This is a genomic window from Alkalibacillus haloalkaliphilus (genome assembly GCF_007991275.1).
Lineage (GTDB): Bacteria > Bacillota > Bacilli > Bacillales > Alkalibacillaceae > Alkalibacillus > Alkalibacillus haloalkaliphilus.
The window spans coordinates 1-17739 of the sequence record NZ_BJYA01000018.1 but is presented as its reverse complement, the minus strand read 5'-3'; the positions used below and the strand labels follow the sequence as shown (position 1 = coordinate 17739).

Genomic DNA, 17739 nt, shown 5'->3' with positions numbered 1-17739 from the left:
TCTTTTTACGGAGGTGATAATAGTGAAGTTTAAGCTAATTTTTCTTTTAATGATAAGTATATTTCTATCACTTAGCGCCTGCGGTTACTCTAATACAATGGAAGACACTTCTGATACGCACCAACACTCTTCATTAAGGGGAGTTATTACTGATTTAGACCATATTAATAAAAAGATGACTGTTGAAGGTGAGAATATGCAAGTTAACTTGCGAGTGACAGAGAATAGCAAGATGGTAGATCAAGTAGAGGAAGTTATTCACCTCGAAGACTTGAAGGAGGGGGTGGAAGTCTCGGTTTCCTGGGTACCTAAAGAAAGTGAGGGGCAAAATCAAGTGAACTTGGAAAAGTTGTGGCTTTTAGAAAATTAATATTTTATCTAGGATATATCCTAGTGATTATGTATGTATGAAATGAAAAAGAGCATTAAATTAAGTTACAATTCAATGCCCTAGTACGTTTGTTTAATAATTTATAATTTCCAAGTAAACCATTTCCCATGACCAGCTGTTGTAGCGATCGTGTTTAGAGATTCTTCGCCGTTTATATAGTAGTCTAAGTGTAAATCACGGTCTTGAATGTTGTTGTAAACGTGAAAGACTTCTCTAGTTGAACCAATCTTCTTAATTTCTTCAAGCAAATCATCTTTAGTCTGGTCCGGCATTTGATTGGCAACGTGTGTATGAAAAACGCAAACTGCATAGTCCTCTGGAATGTCATTGACTATATCTGAAAGCATTGCCACGCCATCTCCTTCAATTAAAGTAAGTGGGTGTTGTTTAACAATTTCAGCAGCTTGTTGTAGCGTTTCTCTTCGTTCATGAAGGTTCGGCCATATGAGAGCGTTTAGCCAGAATTCATCTTCTTCATCATTTAAGTCCAACACATTGAGGTCTACGCCAATTCGTTTCGCAACTGGTGGAGCTTCTACTGGAAGGGCGGGTTCCTTATCACCTCTAATCTCAGCAGTTAAATGTACATTTGAATGGCGGTTACCGTAAATTTGGCCTGAACCATAAGAGTAATTGTACTGATCCCATAGCAGCTGAAGACCTGAGCTAGTCCCAATTTCAATTAAGGCTAACGGTTTATTCGAGATTTCATATATGTAGCTGAATGTTGGATAAAGGTATGTACAACGTCTTACTTCGTTTGTTTGAACTAGTTTCGTTTGTAAAAACTCTATAATTTCATCGCGGTAATTCTCGCAAAAGTCTTTGAAATACGGATAAGAATCTTTTACACCTTTAACATCTGAAACAATACTTGGATAGAAGTGTTTTAACTCGTGTACTTTCCCTTTTAACAGAAGAGCATGTACTGCACCAAATAACAAATTCGGAATCGGTTGTCCTTCTCTTGCGTGTAAAGCCAGTTGTAGCATTTTTTCGTCGTCTGCGATCTTTAAAGAAAGGTGTTCGTAAAGTTCGCAGTACCCTTCACACTCTTCTTTTGCAAATTTTTTGAAAATATTTGCTACACGTTGTTCCATGAGTCATTCCCCCAATGTATAATGTATATAATTCCATAACTTACCATAATAAAATGATAACATAATCACTTTTATATTAACTCGTTATAAGTTTCGAAAGGATTTAATTTATGAAAAATGCTATACTCCATAAATTTCTCGTTTATTCACATGGCGGGGGCTCTATGTTAGTTAATGAACAGAAGGAATGGACACTTCCCAATACATATTTTCAACCAAAGCATATTGCTATAACTGAACATATTAATGATTATTTCTGCCAAACGTACAATTTAGAGACGCAAGTGTTGAGGTGTGCTTTTGTTAGTAATCATTACCGTGCTTACGAAGTTGAGGTTTTAAATGGCGGAGACCATAAAATGTTTAAACGTTTTGAAGATTTTAAACAAAACTTATATAATGAAGAGTTAAAGCTTCTAAGTCGGATAAGTATTAACAATTCAACTTATCCAAGTTGGTTCAAGTTGGGATGGCGAAAGTCTTTTGAAAAACGAGCTTTATCATTTACCGGCACTAATACTAATCATGTGAACTTTGAGCAAATAAGAAGTTGGGAAAAGTCGGCATTACATAAAGTGTCCACAGACAATAACGCCTATTATATCAAAACAGTTCCGCAAGTTTTTAAACATGAACCTCTTATCGCTCAATACTTATATCACCATCACAGTGATGTTGTTCCACCAGTTGTATCGGTTGATCCTAAGTCTAATGAATATATTATGCAAGAAGTTCATGGGGAACTGTTAGGATATATGAAGGAAAAAAGTTATTGGATAGATGCTTTAACCAGTTTAGCAACGATACAAAAACATTCAACCCATCAATTGAATGAATCCAAAAATTTAGGGTGTCCTTCATATGAGATTTCTAGTACTTTACAACATTACTTGGAAAGGACTTTAAATGACTTAAAAGCTTCTCAAGTTATTTCAGAAAATGCATATGAAAAATTAAGCATAACGCAGATAGAAGCTAAAAAACTATGTCAGCAATTAACATCTAACCAAGTTCCACCAGCTCTTGAACACGGTGATTTTTTTGGTGGAAACATTATGGTTCAAGATGGAAAATCAATCATCTATGATTGGTCAGATTGTACTATTTCGCATCCTTTTTTAAGTATGACAGTTATTTTTGATGAAATTAAGGAAACTTTCTCTGAAAATGTAGCTAATGATTTGTTAGAGCAATACTTAGGTCATTGGACTATATTCGGTTGTATTGATGAATTAAAGAAGGAATTCATGCTAGTAAAAAAGGTTGCGCCTTTATATTATTTAACTATTTATCAGCAGTTTATTGTGCCACATTTTATTGATAACTGGGATCAAGAGCAAATCATTAACTCTTATGTGGAGCAATGGTTATCGCAGTTTGATTTATATAAAAGGAGATAGGAGATGATTAAATGGACGTCAAATGGCTTGATTGGGCAAAGCAACTTCAATCAATTGCACAAGCAGGATTAACATATTCTAAAGATGTGTATGACATAGAAAGATTTGAGATGATTAGAAATATTAGTGTCGAGATTATATCGCAGCAAACAGAAATTGACCAAACCGTAATCAAAGATTTATTCGCAAATGAAACTGGATATGCCACACCGAAAGTAGATGTGAGAGCAGTTGTTTTTAAAAACAATAAACTTTTAATGGTCAAGGAAAATGGAGACGGCAAATGGGCCTTACCAGGTGGATGGGGTGATATCGGTTTATCACCAAGTGAAGTTGCTGTAAAAGAGGTTGAAGAAGAATCAGGTTATGACGTTAAAGCAACTAAGTTAATTAGTATATTTGATAAGAAAAACCACCAACATCCACCATCTCCGTATCATGTTTATAAGATGTTTATTCAATGTGAAATTATTGGTGGACAAGCTCAGGAAGGAATTGAAACTAGTGCAGTTGATTTCTTCGCTGAAGATGAATTGCCAGAACTTTCGGTTGCAAGAAATACAGAGGAACAAATCAAATTAGCTTTTAGACATTTAGACCACCCAGACGAATTAGCTTATTTTGATTAGAGATTTAGAGAAGGGAAGAGGGGTAATGTGGACTACAATTACATGGAACAACATAAACAAGAACAATCACAACATCAAGAGCATGCAATAACTAACCATCATGATGAAGTATCAATTATGACATGGATCTTTATATTAATTTTAACTGCTATTCCATTTATTAATTTAATTGCGCTTTTAGTGATGGCGTTTGGTACTTTCAATCCTAATATAAACAACTTCGGCAAGGCTGTATTAATTTTAATGGCAATTGGTATCATTATTGGAATCTTGACTGCTTTTTAGAATATTTATATGAGGTGTACAGATGAGAAAAATTGGAGTCGTTCCATACCAAAACAGTAGGCCTGAAATGTATGAAGTAGAGGCTACAAAGTTAAAGTCGCTTTTAAGTGATGAGTACATAGACATCTACCATATTGGCAGCACTTCTGTTCCAGGCTTAAAAGCTAAGCCAATTTTTGATATATTAACGGTCGTTAAAGCTGTTGAAGCGGTTGATCAATACAATGAACAGCTTATAAATATAGGCTTTATCCCAAAAGGTGAAAATGGAATAGAAGGTAGACGTTTTTTTATAAAAGGTGGTGACAACCGCTCACATCATCTTCATATTTTCCAAACAGGTAGTTCCCACATTAAAAGACACCTTGCTTTTCGTGATTATTTAATTCACCATCCACAAATGAGTGGGCAATATGGGGATTTGAAAGAGCGGTTGTCACGTCTTGATCCGTACGATTCTCAAGCATATGTTCAAGGCAAGGAGCAAATGGTACAAGAAATAGAGCGTTTAGCATTAGAGTGGGTTGAATTTCGTTAATCTTTCGAACAGTTTACAGTGCTATCCTCAGTTAAAATAGCTTCATGTCCATCTTCTAAACAACGTTCAAATTGCTCAAACATTCGTTCTTGGTTCGTTTGAATTTGAACAACTTGATAAGTAGGGAAAGCCAATGCAAAAAAGGTGATGATTGCTATCGTAACAAGTGTGAATTTTGATAAACGTTTTTTAGCGTTTATGCTAGTGTGACTTAGTTGAGTTTTGCCGTTCATAAACTTGCGGATCTCCCAAAAATATAAAGCGTTATGAGCGATTAAAAGTCCGATTAGTAATGCAATGTAAAGGAATCGATGTGTCGGTAGGAACATGATGAGAAAAATGACTACAGGAATAGCCTGGGCATATAAGATGTATATTTTTTTTGTTGTTCGTTCAGTTATTTGACGAAACAACTCATCGTCTTCTAAGAGTTCATGAGGTTTAAGAAATGTGAAAGGTCTTAATTCATTTCCTGGATTATTTTTATTGTATTGTCTTAATTTGATGAAGTAGATGATGAAGAACGCAATCAGTGCCAATTGCCCAATAATTAATGACAAAACACTTGGCATGTGCCAATTGACGTAAACTTGTTGTCCAGTTGTATAAAACACACCCTCAAAATCACTTACTGCTAAGTCGATCGCATAAACCACGCCGTATGACCATATTGTTAAAATTAATAATAAGGCGATATTCCACAACGGAAATTGTACTCTGAAATCATCATTCTTCATTATAACCCTCTCCTTCTAGCCAGAATAATTCATCGACACTCACATTTAGCTCTTGAGCAATTTTAAGTGAAAGTGTGATAGAAGGTGAAAAGTCACCCTTTTCGATGAACCCGATTGTTTGCCGTGTTACACCAACACGATTTGCTAATTCAGTTTGTGAGAAGCTATATCTTGCTCGTAGTTCTTTTACACAATTGTGCAACATTACAGTCACCTTCAACTCAATTTTATGTTATGTATTGTTAACAAAGTGTAAAGTATAATTAACAAATAGTCAAATGAGTTTGAAAACAACTTTATCCTAGCTATGTCACACAATCGACACGCGCCAAAAGGTGACAGACAAGGCCAAATGTGTTACATTTTCTTAAGGATATTTTTATTAAGAATTGAAATGGAAAGGCTTGCCACACTGGGAGTCGTCTAAATTCCATTAAGCTTTGGTTGTTGGGGTGGAGATTCATGTTATTAGATTATAAGATGTATCAGCATGAGACGAGCAAGGAATGGGTTGTATTCTTGCACGGTGCTGGAGGAAACCATACTTTATTTTATAAACAAGCAAAACAGTTTAAAAAGTACTTTAACTGTTTATTTATCAACTTTCCAGGACACGGTGAAAGTGAGCCGTTAGATGTTAAATACACTTGTAAAAACATCGCTAATAAAGTGATGGAAGTGTTAGATCATTTAAATATAAGAAAAGCGCATTTAGTCGGGATTTCTTTAGGAACAATGGTTATGACAGAGATTTGTCGTCGTACCCCGGAAAGAATCGCATCGATGACGATGGGTGGAGCAGTAATTAAGTGGAAGTTTTGGACTGATCTTTTGTTCAAAATTGCTTATCTCGTTCGCTCGATCGTTCCGTACATGTTTCTATATAAACTATTCGCAGGTATTTTAATGCCGAAGAAAAACCACAAGAAGTCGCGAAATATGTTCGTGCGAGAAGCGTCGAAGTTAGGGCAGTCGGAGTTTATTAAGTGGGCGGAACTTCTTGTTACGTCAAATAACATTCATGAAACATTTACTGAAATGAAAAGTAAAGTACCGAAGCTTTTTCTCATGGGAGATGAGGACCACGTCTTTATAAACGGCGCTCACTATGCTGCAGAGCGTGACTCATATGCTAAGGTAGAAGTGATTGAGGATTGTGGGCACGTTTGTAATATTGACCAAGCTAGTGCTTTTAATAAGATTTGCATTAACTTTATAAAGCAGCATGTTGAATGTGAAGAAACACGCCAAAATGATAAAGTTGCATCAACAATTGCGTAAATTAAACTTCCAGCTATTAATAGCTGGAAGTTTTTTTGTGTTTTAAAGAACGCATAACGATTTTATTATAATCCAAAATATATATGAGATGGTCTACTTTCAGGAGGTGAAAGTTATGAGTCATGTTAAATTAATCGCGATTAAGCTCGCTGTTACGTTTGCTTGGTTGTTCGTTATTTTAGGATTATGGTTTGGAGTTGGAATCGGTAATATTATCATGTTTACTTTAATATTAGGTGCACTTGCTTATGCGGGGGATATGCTGATTTTCCGTCGATTAAACCAGCGATACAATCATACAGTAGCTACTTTAGGAGATTTCGCATTAGCATTAGTCGTTGTTTATGCCTTACTTGATCTATTCGCACCAGTGGTAAGCATTGTTGCAGCTTCTTTCTTTTCTGCTGTAGGTTTGAGTGTGTTTGAAGCTTATTACCATTTCTATATGCAGAGGACTCTTAAAAGAGCTGAATATGAAGAAAAGGGCAGTGTACGTTCTTCGATAAACAACTTACGGACGGAAGCGTCTGAAGAGCTTGACCCAGTTGAAAAGCAAGACCGACCAAAATAGCATTATTTAATTCGTAAGCTAATAATAATAAGCAAAATACCCGCAACGAGTAACACGGCTTTAAGCAATGAAATTCTTCCTGCAAGCCCATATAAACCAATAAAAGTCGTTAACAATAAAACACCAGGACCAACAAAGGCTAACAAGCTATTAATGACAAAGGCTTTATATAGGTCATTGAAACGGTACATTAAATAAGCAGCTGTTATTTCAAGTGTGCCGGAAAAGACACGGATCATAATAATCGCCAACAGTAGTTTGTCCCAACTCATAGTAGAACTCTCCCTATAACATCATTCAATCTAATATATGGTATGAGGTAGGAAGCTAGTCCTAAAAATTAAAATCTCCGGAAATTATTCCGGAGATTTTTTATGTTTGATTAGGGTTAATCCATTTCCACGAGAGGATAAATAATAGTGCACCAAGTACACCAGCCATAATGTAACCAACATTTATATCGATTGGCATCATTAATGAAACGATTGGCGGTCCAGCAGCTACCCCGATGAAACGAGCAGAACTATAAAAAGAAGTAATGGTTCCTCGGGTTTCTTTATTAATGCTTTCTGTAATCATTGCATCTAATGTTGGAAGTAGAGCTCCAATAGCTAAACCGTTTAAACTCGTTGAAATAAGTAATAAAGCAATTGAATCAGAAGAAAATCCAACTGTTGTAATGCTAACAGCTAGTACTGCGACAGCACTCATAATGATAATTTTCATCGTCTTTAAGTCACCTTTAATTTTACGCCCAGTAATAAACGAGGTTAGACATAGTACGACTAATGGGTAGGCTAAGACGACACCTTTAGGGACACCATCAACTCCATATTGCTTTTCAAGTATGTCAGATAAATAAAAGAGAATGCCAAACAGTAAGAGCATCGTGTAAGCACCGAGTAGAAAGACGGTATACAACCATTTACCTTCGACTTGGAAGATCTTTTTCGTTTCTGATAAAAACTCTTTAAGCTTTAGCGGTTCTTCTTTGTCTTTTGGAACTTTAATGAAGAAGATGACAGCTATTAAAGAGATTAAACTAAAGGCAGAAATGGAAAAGAACGGTAAATACCATAACATAGCAGCAAAAAGTGCACCGATTATCGGACTTAATACTTTGCCAAACGTATTAGATGTTTCGACAAGCCCTAAACAACTGCTCGCTTTTTCATCATTGTCTTTATACAAGTCGCCAACTAAAGGTAAAATAATAGGGAGCGCACCAGCGGCACCAATTCCTTGTAATGCACGTCCAACTAGAATCCATGCAAACGGGTTTTCAACAATTAGTGAAGCAATTCCAGCAATTAAGCCTCCAATGAAAGTGAAAATTAACCCTGGGATCATAATCATTTTTCTTCCGTAGCGATCGGACAAATAGCCTGCAATGGGGATAATCAGTATAGCAGCAACCGAGTATACCGTTATAATTAAACTCGATTGGAATGGCGAAATACCAATCTCTTCTTCAAAAACAGGCAACACTGGAATAAGCATCGAATTCCCCAATGTCATAATAAGAGGGATCGATGCAATTGTGATTATACACCAAATTGATACATTATTTGTTTTAGTGACTTTACTTGCCATTATTTCCACCTCATAGAAGATCCATTGTACTCACTGCTTAGACTTTGCAAATAAACAGTTTCTATAAGAGGGATAATAAGGCAAAAAATAATAGGCGCATGAAAGCACCTAATGTCTTTTTTGGTATTGACCTGTAATATAAATTCCGATAAATATAAACAACATGCCTGCGATTAAATTAGCCGTTATTGGTTCGCTTAAAATGAAGTAACTCGCAATAATCGCCGTAATTGGGATGATATACGCGACCGTTGCAGCAAATTCGGGTGTTCCGTTAATGATCATATAGTATAACAAAAAGTGAGCTACCCCAGAGCCGATAGCACCAAGCGCTAACACAATAATCAATGTTTGGAAATCAAAAGCTGCTATTTGTGGTAAACCTTCAACTGGCACAGCGATCATCAACCCTACGAGTGACGCTACAAAAAGAGAAATCGTTATGGTGATGATTAAATCTTCATGTTGCAAATGTTTCTTAAAATATTGTGAACCAAACCCATAAAAGATTGTCGCTACAACCATCGTTCCAATTCCAACAAAGTTACTTCCAAAAAGTTGGTGAATTTGAAACTCTGTTAATACAACAATGCCAAAAAATCCAATTAAAATACCGATCCACTGTTTTTTTATTAGTTGCTTTTTAAAAAACATGTAGCCAATTATAGCTGTGAATAAAGGGGTTAACGCATTAATAACAGAAGTAGTGTTACTCATAATTACAGTCTCACTCCAGGCGAGAAAGCCCCATGGAATACCTGCATTTATAATGCCGAGAATAATAAGATGTTTGTATGGAATTGCGGTCGTTCTTTGTTTTATTTTAACGAGAAATATTGGCAGGAGAAAAAATGCTCCTATAAAACACCTGAAAAACACCATCCCCCAAACACCAGTATCTTCAACGGTCATTTTGATGAAAATAAAGGCTAAACCCCAAATGACACTTAAACTAATTAATGCTAAGTATACTCGCATGTTATTCACCTATACTTAATATATTGTCATTTGTTGTATAAGTGCTTGGCTATAGTGTAAGAATTAGTAAATGATGGTAACTGTGGAGTGGAGTTTCCGTAAGTTTGGTTAAAATTCGTCAAAACCTCTATATAAATGCTATAATAATAAAGGTTAACTTTAATTTTCTGGAGGATTTTTAATATGCTACAAGCGACAGGTGTCGGCTTACGCTTTTCAGATCGTAAGCTGTTTGAAGATGTTTCAATAAAATTTACTAAAGGTAATTGTTACGGCTTAATCGGTGCAAATGGTGCTGGTAAGTCAACGTTCTTAAAAATCCTTTCTGGTGAAATCGAACCTCAAGAAGGTAACATTTCAGTAGGTAAGGATGAGCGAATTGCTATGTTAAAGCAGGATCACTTCGCTTATGAAGAAGAAGAAGTGCTACAAGTTGTTATGATGGGGCATGAGCGTCTATTTGAAGTGATGAAAGAGAAGGATGCTATTTATGCTAAAGGTGAGTTTACTGAAGAAGACGGCATGCGTGCTGCAGAACTTGAAGGTGAATTTGCTGAGTTAAACGGTTGGGAAGCAGAAGGCGATGCATCCTCACTATTAACAGGTTTAGGTGTAGATGGTTCGCTTCACAACAAACAGATGAAAGACTTACCTGAGTCAGAAAAGGTAAAAACTTTATTAGCTCAAGCGTTATTTGGTAATCCAGATGTATTGCTATTAGACGAGCCGACAAACGGTCTAGACATTCAGGCGATTCGTTGGTTAGAAGAGTTTCTAATTAATTTTGATAATACAGTCATCGTTGTATCACACGACCGTAACTTCTTAAACAATGTGTGTACACACATTGCTGACTTAGACTTTGAGAAGATTACACTTTACGTTGGTAACTATGATTTCTGGTATGAATCAAGCCAATTAGCCCAAAAGATGGCACATGAGCAAAATAAGAAAAAAGAAGAGAAAGTTAATGAGCTTAAGGAATTTATCGCAAGGTTCAGCGCCAATGCGTCTAAATCACGTCAGGCGACTTCTCGTAAAAAACTTTTAGATAAAATTACAATCGATGATATTAAACCATCATCAAGAAAGTATCCGTATATTGCATTTTCACCAGGTCGTGAAATTGGTAATGACTTGTTAGAAGTAGAAGGCTTATCAAAAACAATCGACGGTAAAAAAGTATTAAACAACGTAACATTTAGAATGAATAAAGATGATAAAGTTGTTTTACTTGGTGATGATGTTGCCAAAACGACATTAATGCAAATTTTAATGGGTGAAATGGAACCAGATGAAGGAACGTTCAAGTGGGGTGTTACAACATCTCAATCGTACTTCCCGAAAGATAACACTGAGTTCTTTGAAGGAAATGACAAAAACTTAATCGATTGGTTACGTCAATACTCACCAGAAGATGAGAGCGAAACTTTCTTACGTGGCTTCTTAGGTCGTATGCTATTTTCAGGCGATGAAGTATTTAAGAAAGCAAGCGTCTTATCAGGTGGTGAAAAAGTACGTTGTATGCTGTCACGTATGATGTTAAGCGAAGCGAACGTACTATTGTTAGACGATCCAACTAACCACTTAGACTTAGAATCCATTCAGTCATTAAACGAAGGATTAATTAACTTTAAAGGATCAATGATCTTTACGTCACACGACCACCAGTTCATTCAAACGATCGCAAATCGTATTATTGAACTTACAGATGAAGGTGTCATCGACCGTGAGTTAAGTTATGAAGAGTATTTAGAGGATGTTAAAGAAATTAAAACACCAACAGTATAATTTGGAAGCCCGCCGATTTTGTCGGCGGGCTTTTTGATGGGAATTATTGCGAGAGGCGCATAGAATTGCTTGAGAAGCTCATAGAACCGTTCGAGAGGCTCATAGAATCATTCAAGAGGCTCATAGAAATGCTCAAATAGCTCATAGGTCGGTGCAAATGGCTCATAGAAATGCTCAAATAGCTCATAGACCGGCACAAATGGCTCATAGAACCGCTCAAAAGGCTCATAGCCGACAAAAATCGTCAAAGGAAATCTATCGTTATAAAATTTTTATAAAATAGTCCTAAAATCTACTATCCATATAGTTTGATTTTCCGTTATGATGGTAGATATAGGAGCGTGTTCGAATTGAAAAAGCATTTGAGAAATATAGATTACCCTTTATTTATCATGATCGTGATTCTTTCTTGTATCGGCCTTGTCATGGTTTATAGTGCTAGCTTTGTATATGCAGGGATGAATCCAGATATAGATAATCCATCATTTTATTTTAATAGACAGCGACTTTGGGTTATTTTAGGCTTTTTGGTCTTCTTAGTCGTCAGTCTATTTTCGTATAGAAAACTAGGGAATTTTATTAAAATTTTAATCATCGCAACTTTAGTGATGCTCGTCTTAGTATTAATCCCTGGAGTTGGGGTGGAGCGTAACTTCTCAACAAGGTGGTTAAGTTTAGGGCCAGTGTTATTCCAACCGTCTGAATTGGCAAAAGTAGCTATGATATTGTACTTTGCTAAAGTGTATACGAATAAACGAGATAAGTTGCACCATTTTGGGCAAGGTGTTTTGCCGCCTTTATTAGTGCTAGCTTTCGTTGGTGGTTTAATCGTGTTACAACCAGACTTAGGTACCGCAGCTTCAATTGTTTTAGCTTGTGGAATGATTTTATTATTTGCTGGCATTAGAATTCATCATTTGCTTTTATTAGGTGTTACAGCCGTAGTAGGTGTTGTTTTATTAATTTGGGGTGCAGACTATCGAATGGGTCGATTTACATCTTTTCTAGATCCATTTGCTGACCCTGCTGGAGATGGTTATCAGTTAATTCATTCATTAATCGCAATTGCCAATGGACAAGTAACAGGTGTTGGTCTTGCGAATAGTGTTCAAAAGTCTGGTTTCTTACCTGAAGCCCATACTGACTTTATTATGTCGATCATTGCAGAAGAACTTGGCCTAATTGGTGCCGTAACAGTTATTAGCATTTATTTTGTCTTTATGTTTAAAGGCATTCTAATTGCGAAAAGAGCGCCTGATAGCTTCGGTCGATTGTTAGCATTCGGTATTACATTTCAAATCGTAACACAAGCAATGATTAACTTCGCTGCCGTATCAGGGCTTATGCCAATTACAGGTATTACATTACCATTAATAAGTTACGGTGGTTCATCGATGTTAATTACCTTTTTCCTCTTAGGGGTCCTAATGAATATTGCTATTAAAGGAAACATTTTAAGAAGAGGAGAAGCCAATTAATACACCACATAAAAAAGGTCCTTTCTCATTTAGAGAAAAGACCTTTTACTTTATTGACAACTTGGGCAGCGTCCGTATATTTCAAATTTATGATTTTCAATCGTATATCCAGGAAAGTCTTGTTGAATAAAATTCATTGGGCAAGCATCAATCGTTTTTGTTTTACCACAAGATTGGCATATAAAATGGTGGTGGTGCTCATGGTGATCACAAGCTAAACGGAAATGTTTCTCACCATTTAAATCCGTCGACTCTAAAATGTTAAGCTCACGAAATAGATGTAAATTACGATAAATCGTGTCATAACTTAAGCCACCATATTTTTCACCCATGAAGTTAAGAAGGTCGCTCGCTGTACGATAACCATCTTCTTCAGTGAAAAATTCTAATATATCTTCTCTTTTTTTCGTATACTTATAGCCCTCTTGTTTTAAAAGACCTAAAGCTTTCTCAAGATTCATAACGCTCACCCTTTATAAATATAAGCCAAATACCATTTCTTAATTAATAATGTTAAACCTAGTAATATAGCGGATGTGATCACAATCGTTCCACCTGGTGGAATTTCTAAATAATAACCTGCAATTAAACCTATTATAACAGCAACTTCACCAAAAATGATACTATAGACAATCGTTTGTTTAAAGCTTTTTGCTATACGCATTGCTGTAGCAACCGGTAGCGTCATTAAAGCAGAAACTAGTAAGACACCGACAATTCTAATAGAAGCAGCAATGACTAAAGCTGTCATAATGATAAATAAATAATGAATAATCTTAGCACGTATACCAGATACTGTCGCGAATTCTTCATCAAATGATAAAGCAAACAGTTCCTTATATAAGAAAATAATCACAACAATTACGAAAACAGCAGTAAACAAAACTAAATATAGATCAGAACGGCTAACAGCAGCTACTGATCCGAATAAATACGCATATATATCCGTGTTTATCCCATCAGCCATCGCAATAAATACGACACTTAAACCGACACCAATGGATAACGTGATTGGAATTGCAATCTCTTGGAAAGCTTTATAAACCCCTCGTAAATTTTCAATGACGATCGCACCAATAATCGAGAAAATAATTCCGGTGTGAAAGGGTGTCAAAGCAAGAAGTGTATATTTCTTTTGCATAAATAAGCCAAAAGAAATTCCGGCTAACGTCACGTGAGATAGACCGTCTGCGATCAGTGACAAGCGACGTACAACAATAAATGTCCCTAATAAAGGGGCAAGTAAACCAACAATTAATCCGGTATAAAACGTATTTCGTAAAATTTCAAAGTTTAATATAGCATCTAACACAATTGCCCCTCCAATCGACGTTAATGATCATGCGTAATGGTGTGCATGTCGTGTCCATAAATTTTTGATCTTTGCACATCTGTCATATGTTCAAAATCACCTGGATTACCGTGATAATGGACAGATTTATTTAAGCATAATAAGTCAGTAACATGTGTCGTAATTGTTCCAATATCGTGTGAAACGAGAATTAACGTAATCCCTAACTCTTCGTTTAATTGAGACAGTAGTTGATAGAATTGCTCGACGTTTTCTGTATCAACACCAACTGTTGGTTCATCTAAGATTAATAGACTTGGGTTATTAACAATCGCACGCGCGATGAAAATTCTTTGTTGCTGACCGCCAGATAAGTCGCCAATATTATGATTAGCATACTCCATCATATTGACGCGATCTAATGCTTCAAAAATTAAATACTCATATTTTTTAGTCGTTGGGCGAAGTAAGCTCACTTTAGATGTTAACCCCATACTAACGACCTCTTTAGCCGTTGCTGGAAACCCTCGACTAAACGAGTTGGCTTTTTGTGAGACGAAACTAACATGCCCTTTATTGTGAAACTTTTCGATTGGCTTATCAAATGCTTCAATCGAGCCTTTCTGTAACTTCTCAAGTCCAAGGATTAGTTTAATAATCGTCGTTTTACCAGAACCATTTGGACCGACCAAACCGACGAATGAACCTTTTTCAATTGTGAAACTAACATCTTCAAGTACTTTGTGTTTATCATATCGGTGCGTCACACCGTTAACGGTAATTAAATTCGCCATTGTTGATCCTCCTTCCAAAGAGGTAATTTAAATAACTATAAACAAGAAAAGAAAGGCGATGGCGAACTATAATTAGTCCGCTTTTCGCCTTTATTATCATAACATATTATTCTTCGATTGTTTCTAGTAAAATGTCTAGGTTTTCTAGCATAATATCAATATAATCTTTATCATTTTCAATATCTTCTTCTGTTAAAGTTTCTAAGTTGTGTAATTCATATACTGCTAAATCAAATTCATCCGCAATCGTTTGAGCTAAACGATCTTCACGGTTCTTCTCTAAGATGACATGGTGAATATTTAAATCATCTAATGACTCAAACAGCTCTTGAAGCTCTCGCTGAGATGGTTCTTGAGATGATGATAAGCCACGAATGCCATATTGGTTAATACCATATGCTTGTTCCCAATAACCGAAAGCCTCGTGAGCAACTAAAAGGTTAACATCTTCGTCAACTGTTAAAGCTTCTTGGAACGTCGTGTCTAATTCTAACATGTTGTTAGCAAACTGTTCATAGTTTTCTTCTAGTAAATCAGCATGATCTGGGTAAATGTCCTTTAGTTCATCTAAGATCACTTGACCAACAGCAATCATACGAGATGGATCTAACCAGAAGTGTGGATCATAGTCACCGTGGTCATGATCGTGATCGTGTCCGTGGTCATGGTCATGATCTTCGTCTTCATGGTTATGATCATCTTCATGATTGTGATCGTCTTCATGGCTATGGTCGTCTTCATGGCTATGGTCGTCTTCATGGTTGTGGTCATCTTCATGGCTATGATCGTCTTCATGGCTGTGATCGTCTTCATGACTGTGATCATCCTCATGATTGTGGTCATCTTCATGACCGTGGTCGTGATCATGGCCATGGTCGTCATCATACTCCATGAATAGTTCTTCTTCATATTTTGAAAGGGCTAATGTATAAACACCTTCATCTTCAATCGTGTTCGCCATCGTCTCAGCGAATACTTCCATACCTTCACCGATATAGAAGAAAGCATCGCTATCTGCTAATTCGATCATTTCTCTAGTAGATGGCTCATATACGTGAGCATCTGCACCTGGAGGAATTACTGTTTCTACATCAACTAAGTCCCCAGCAATTTCTGAGATGATATATTCAATCGGGTAAAGTGAAGTAACAATCGTTCCTAGTTCTTCTTCAATTACTTCTTCATCTGCAGTTTCTTCTGACTGAGTATCCCCGTTTTCATCTGCTGTAGTTTCTTCTTCAGCTTCTCCACCGCAAGCGGCTAGAATAAATAAAAGAGTAATAAAAATAAATCCTTTAAGTAGCTTCAACCTGTTTCTCTCCCTTTACTTTTTTTCGTTTTGTAAGTAACTATAACGGATTATATCGTAACGGTTACGATTTGTAAATAGTAATTATTACGATTTACTAAAAGTTTTCAATACCTACTATATTGGGTAGACTGAAAATAAATGAATAATAATGGAGGGATTGCCATGTTTGATTATACGGTTACGACGCATAAGTCAGTAGATGAGGCGGTTGAAGCATTAACGCAGTCACTGCAAGAGGTGAAGTTCGGTGTTTTGTGGGATTTTGATGTGAAAGAAACACTGCACCAAAAAGGGTTTGATGACTTTGACCAAACTTACCGAATTCTAGAAGTTTGTAATCCGAAAGCAGCAAAAGATGTATTAGGGATGGAGGAAAAAGTAAGTTACTTCTTACCATGTAAAGTGGTTGTTTATGAAAGTGAAGGAACGACGAAGATCGGAATGCCGAAACCAACAGTTTTATTAAGCTATATTGAAAAAGAAGAGGTAACACAATTTGCACAAGATATTGAAGAGACGATGGTTAAAGCAATTGATCAAGCTAAATCGTAATAAAATTGATAAAAAGTAGCACAAGTTTTTATGATATATTGGGTTTGTACAATATATTAGAAAGGAATCAGACGATGAAGAAATACTTCCTAATAGTAGTCCTTCTACTGACAATGTTGGCTGCATGCTCCGATCCAATTAGCGAAAATGAGGCAGGTATTAAGTATGATTCTTCATTAGAAGGGTTAACTTATAATGTAGAAGAACAAGCTTGGTCACCGCAACTAGCTGATGTTTTTAAAGACGAGACATTAGAACCGATGAAAGAAGCATATGAAATTGCGATTCATCACGGTGATTTATTGTCTTATATGCCCTGTTATTGTGGGTGTTACGAGATGGGGCACGAAAGCAATCGTGACTGTTTTGTAGAAGGCGTTAATGATGGGATAGCTGAAATTGACCAAATGGGCTTTGGTTGAACGATCTGTGTTGATATAGCCCGTGAGGCTAAACAAATGTATGATGAAGGTTACGACATAGTAGAGATTCGTGAAGCCATTGATGCTCAGTATGAAGACACAGGTTTAGAACCTACACCAACGCCAATGTCTGAATAGTAGTTTATGTTTGAAAAATATCAGAAAATACGCAATAATATAGAAAAGGTTGAAAGGTAGGGAACATTAGATGGAATTAACTCTTAATGTACAAGGAATGTCATGTGGGAATTGTAAACAAGCAGTACAAGGTGCGCTGAAGAACTTAGACGGCGTTGCTTCTGTAGAAGTCCATTTAGATAGCGGTAAAGTTGATGTAAGTTTTGATGAAGATACCGTGAGTACTGAAGAAGTAAAAGAAGCTATTGAAGAACAAGGTTATGATGTAACAAATTAATAAAGTATACAAGCACTAAGCTTCTCAACATGAAGTTTAGTGCTTTTTTATTTTTGTCCTCTGTTTACGTTTTTTGTTGATATTTGATATAGCGAAAATGTATCTTCAACATCTCTAACAGAATAAAATGGTACAGGACAAAAGTGATAAAAATGCTTGTGTATTAAGTGAACAACGCAAA

22 protein-coding genes are annotated in these 17739 nt (G+C 36.2%); 12 read left to right on the top strand and 10 right to left on the bottom strand.

What is annotated here, in order from left to right; translation table 11 throughout:
- Positions 1-22: 22 nt before the first annotated feature.
- Positions 23-370, top strand: coding sequence for a hypothetical protein (locus AHA02nite_RS12325; RefSeq protein WP_170236098.1), 348 nt, complete (start codon positions 23-25; stop codon positions 368-370).
- A 101-nt stretch (positions 371-471) separates the two neighbouring features.
- Here AHA02nite_RS12325 and AHA02nite_RS12320 read toward each other — a convergent pair whose 3' ends face one another.
- Positions 472-1491 carry a DUF2332 domain-containing protein gene (locus AHA02nite_RS12320; protein ID WP_146817736.1) on the bottom strand — a complete coding sequence of 340 codons (1020 nt, stop codon included), beginning with the start codon at positions 1489-1491 and terminating at the stop codon, positions 472-474.
- 164 nt (positions 1492-1655) lie between these two features.
- Between AHA02nite_RS12320 and AHA02nite_RS12315 the strand changes: the two genes are divergently transcribed.
- The 4 genes from AHA02nite_RS12315 to AHA02nite_RS12300 are packed head-to-tail and all read left to right on the top strand — an operon-like array spanning position 1656 to position 4343.
- Complete coding sequence (locus AHA02nite_RS12315; RefSeq protein ID WP_170236097.1) at positions 1656-2891, top strand: phosphotransferase; 1236 nt, start codon at positions 1656-1658, stop codon at positions 2889-2891.
- Positions 2892-2902: 11 nt separating this feature from the next.
- A complete protein-coding gene (locus AHA02nite_RS12310; RefSeq protein WP_146817732.1) occupies positions 2903-3520 on the top strand; it encodes an NUDIX hydrolase in 618 nt (205 codons plus the stop codon).
- A gap of 27 nt (positions 3521-3547) precedes the next feature.
- A complete protein-coding gene (locus AHA02nite_RS12305) occupies positions 3548-3805 on the top strand; it encodes a M48 family metalloprotease (RefSeq protein WP_146817730.1) in 258 nt (85 codons plus the stop codon).
- Between the two features lie 22 nt (positions 3806-3827).
- Positions 3828-4343 (top strand): GrpB family protein, encoded by a 516-nt coding sequence (locus AHA02nite_RS12300; RefSeq protein WP_146817728.1) that lies wholly within the window; start codon positions 3828-3830, stop codon positions 4341-4343.
- Here AHA02nite_RS12300 and AHA02nite_RS12295 read toward each other — a convergent pair.
- Both AHA02nite_RS12295 and AHA02nite_RS12290 read right to left on the bottom strand, forming a co-directional pair.
- Complete coding sequence (locus AHA02nite_RS12295) at positions 4340-5080, bottom strand: hypothetical protein (protein ID WP_146817726.1); 741 nt, start codon at positions 5078-5080, stop codon at positions 4340-4342. The two genes, AHA02nite_RS12300 and AHA02nite_RS12295, sit on opposite strands and share 4 nt — an antisense overlap.
- The gene (locus AHA02nite_RS12290; RefSeq protein ID WP_146817724.1) at positions 5070-5285 is read right to left on the bottom strand and encodes a helix-turn-helix transcriptional regulator; all 216 of its coding nucleotides are present in this window, start codon (positions 5283-5285) and stop codon (positions 5070-5072) included. The genes AHA02nite_RS12295 and AHA02nite_RS12290 overlap by 11 nt, the downstream gene beginning before the upstream one ends.
- Positions 5286-5542: 257 nt before the next feature.
- Here AHA02nite_RS12290 and AHA02nite_RS12285 point away from each other — a divergent pair, with 257 nt between their 5' ends.
- Together AHA02nite_RS12285 and AHA02nite_RS12280 are read left to right on the top strand one after the other, a co-directional pair.
- The gene (locus AHA02nite_RS12285) at positions 5543-6361 is read left to right on the top strand and encodes an alpha/beta fold hydrolase (RefSeq protein WP_146817722.1); all 819 of its coding nucleotides are present in this window, start codon (positions 5543-5545) and stop codon (positions 6359-6361) included.
- 115 nt (positions 6362-6476) lie between these two features.
- Positions 6477-6932, top strand: coding sequence for a DUF2512 family protein (locus tag AHA02nite_RS12280; RefSeq protein WP_170236096.1), 456 nt, complete (start codon positions 6477-6479; stop codon positions 6930-6932).
- A gap of 2 nt (positions 6933-6934) precedes the next feature.
- Here AHA02nite_RS12280 and AHA02nite_RS12275 read toward each other — a convergent pair whose 3' ends face one another.
- The 3 genes from AHA02nite_RS12275 to AHA02nite_RS12265 all read right to left on the bottom strand — a co-directional run bounded on the left by AHA02nite_RS12275 (position 6935) and on the right by AHA02nite_RS12265 (position 9503).
- Positions 6935-7204 carry a YqhV family protein gene (locus AHA02nite_RS12275; protein ID WP_017185147.1) on the bottom strand — a complete coding sequence of 90 codons (270 nt, stop codon included), beginning with the start codon at positions 7202-7204 and terminating at the stop codon, positions 6935-6937.
- A gap of 100 nt (positions 7205-7304) precedes the next feature.
- Entirely contained in the window at positions 7305-8525 is a 1221-nt protein-coding gene (locus tag AHA02nite_RS12270; protein ID WP_146817720.1) for an MFS transporter, read from the bottom strand.
- A gap of 108 nt (positions 8526-8633) precedes the next feature.
- Positions 8634-9503, bottom strand: coding sequence for a DMT family transporter (locus AHA02nite_RS12265; RefSeq protein WP_146817718.1), 870 nt, complete (start codon positions 9501-9503; stop codon positions 8634-8636).
- Positions 9504-9686: 183 nt separating this feature from the next.
- Here AHA02nite_RS12265 and AHA02nite_RS12260 point away from each other — a divergent pair, with 183 nt between their 5' ends.
- Both AHA02nite_RS12260 and ftsW read left to right on the top strand, forming a co-directional pair.
- Positions 9687-11294, top strand: coding sequence for an ABC-F family ATP-binding cassette domain-containing protein (locus AHA02nite_RS12260; protein WP_146817716.1), 1608 nt, complete (start codon positions 9687-9689; stop codon positions 11292-11294).
- 350 nt (positions 11295-11644) lie between these two features.
- Positions 11645-12772: a putative lipid II flippase FtsW gene (ftsW, locus tag AHA02nite_RS12255; RefSeq protein WP_146817714.1), complete on the top strand. Its 1128-nt coding sequence runs from the start codon at positions 11645-11647 to the stop codon at positions 12770-12772.
- 50 nt (positions 12773-12822) lie between these two features.
- On the opposite strand, the gene AHA02nite_RS12250 is transcribed toward ftsW, so the two are convergent.
- The 4 genes from AHA02nite_RS12250 to AHA02nite_RS12235 all read right to left on the bottom strand — a co-directional run bounded on the left by AHA02nite_RS12250 (position 12823) and on the right by AHA02nite_RS12235 (position 16166).
- A complete protein-coding gene (locus AHA02nite_RS12250; RefSeq protein ID WP_146817712.1) occupies positions 12823-13233 on the bottom strand; it encodes a Fur family transcriptional regulator in 411 nt (136 codons plus the stop codon).
- A gap of 5 nt (positions 13234-13238) precedes the next feature.
- Entirely contained in the window at positions 13239-14084 is an 846-nt protein-coding gene (locus AHA02nite_RS12245; protein ID WP_146817710.1) for a metal ABC transporter permease, read from the bottom strand.
- A 20-nt stretch (positions 14085-14104) separates the two neighbouring features.
- Positions 14105-14857, bottom strand: a complete 753-nt coding sequence (locus AHA02nite_RS12240; RefSeq protein WP_146817708.1) for a metal ABC transporter ATP-binding protein — start codon at positions 14855-14857, stop codon at positions 14105-14107.
- Positions 14858-14963: 106 nt separating this feature from the next.
- The gene (locus AHA02nite_RS12235) at positions 14964-16166 is read right to left on the bottom strand and encodes a metal ABC transporter solute-binding protein, Zn/Mn family (protein WP_146817706.1); all 1203 of its coding nucleotides are present in this window, start codon (positions 16164-16166) and stop codon (positions 14964-14966) included.
- A gap of 165 nt (positions 16167-16331) precedes the next feature.
- On the opposite strand from AHA02nite_RS12235, the gene AHA02nite_RS12230 reads away from it, so the two are divergent.
- The 3 genes from AHA02nite_RS12230 (at position 16332) to copZ (ending at position 17558) form a co-directional block, all read left to right on the top strand.
- The gene (locus AHA02nite_RS12230) at positions 16332-16721 is read left to right on the top strand and encodes a DUF302 domain-containing protein (protein WP_146817705.1); all 390 of its coding nucleotides are present in this window, start codon (positions 16332-16334) and stop codon (positions 16719-16721) included.
- Positions 16722-16795: 74 nt separating this feature from the next.
- A complete protein-coding gene (locus tag AHA02nite_RS12225) occupies positions 16796-17281 on the top strand; it encodes a PCYCGC motif-containing (lipo)protein (protein ID WP_281284102.1) in 486 nt (161 codons plus the stop codon).
- A 70-nt stretch (positions 17282-17351) separates the two neighbouring features.
- Positions 17352-17558 (top strand): copper chaperone CopZ, encoded by a 207-nt coding sequence (copZ, locus tag AHA02nite_RS12215; protein ID WP_146817699.1) that lies wholly within the window; start codon positions 17352-17354, stop codon positions 17556-17558.
- Positions 17559-17739: the final 181 nt, after the last annotated feature.